This window comes from Streptococcus pseudopneumoniae ATCC BAA-960 = CCUG 49455 (assembly GCF_002087075.1).
Classification (GTDB): Bacteria; Bacillota; Bacilli; order Lactobacillales; family Streptococcaceae; genus Streptococcus; species Streptococcus pseudopneumoniae.
This window is the reverse complement of sequence record NZ_MWSM01000005.1, coordinates 1-1,081: the sequence shown is the minus strand read 5'-3', so window position 1 is coordinate 1,081 and position 1,081 is coordinate 1. Positions and strand designations below refer to the sequence as shown.

At 38.0% G+C, this 1,081-nt stretch carries 1 protein-coding gene; it reads left to right on the top strand.

Annotated features, from left to right (window positions below):
* Positions 1-40: 40 nt before the first annotated feature.
* Positions 41-1,081, top strand: a protein-coding gene (locus B4W83_RS00865) for an IS630 family transposase (RefSeq protein ID WP_087148658.1) whose coding sequence is annotated in 2 segments (ribosomal slippage) — positions 41-537 and positions 536-1,081 — 1,043 coding nt annotated over the 2 segments. Because the reading frame shifts where the segments join, the coding sequence is not laid out codon by codon here. This gene is flagged as partial in the annotation.

The following is a 1,081-nucleotide window of genomic DNA, read 5'->3' as shown; positions in this document are numbered from 1 at the left end:
ATACTGGACTAAAATCAAAAAACATCTTATAATAGTAGTTATGAAACTTACAAACGAAGAAACACAAAAAATTGAACAACTCCTAAGAGATTCATCGTACGCCAAATATCACAAACGTCTACAGATTATTTATTTTCGCTCAAAAGAAAAGAGTTATAAGGAAATCATGGATTTGCTAGATTGCAATAAAACAACTGTTTGGAGGAATTTGAAAAAATATAAGGAGTTTGGTTTAGAAGCGCTTCTTCAGGAGACCCGTGGTGGACGTCATAGAGAATATATGACTTACGAAGAAGAACAAGCATTTCTAAAACGTCATATAGAAGCTGCTCAGGCTGGGGAATTTGTAACTGTCAATCAGTTATTTGAAGCCTATCAAAAAGAGATTGGTCGCACTTCCACACGTGATGGTTTCTATTATCTCCTGAAACGACATGGTTGGCGAACGGTCACTCCTCGACCTGAGCATCCCAAGAAGGCAGACGCTCAGACAATTGAGACGTCTAAAAATAAAATCTACATTCGAGACCTTAAGTAAGCGCTTTAAAGAAGAGGGGACTTATAACAAAGTACGTTTGATGTACCAAGATGAAGCTGGTTTCGGAAGAATCAGTAAGATGAGTTCTTGTTGGGCTCCTCAAGGAATCCGACCTAGCATTCCTAGTCATTATATGCGAGAATATCGCTATTGTTATGGGGCAGTAGATGCTCAGACAGGAGATTCCTTTTTCCTCATTGCTGGAGGATGCAATACTGAGTGGATCAATGAATTTCTACGGCAAGTCTCACAAGCTTATCCAGATGACTATATTTTACTTGTCATGGATAATGCTATATGGCATAAATCAAGTACCTTAGAGATTCCAAGTAATATTGAGTTGGCTTTTATCCCACCTTATACACCAGAAATGAACCCTATTGAACAAGTCTGGAAAGAAATTCGAAAACGAGGTTTTAAAAACAAGGCTTTCCAAACATTGGAAGCCGTCATTGATAAGCTTCAAGAAGTTATTCAAGGACTGGAAAAAAGCGTTTTAAAGTCCACTGTCAGCAGACAATGGACAAGGTTGCTTTTTGAAAA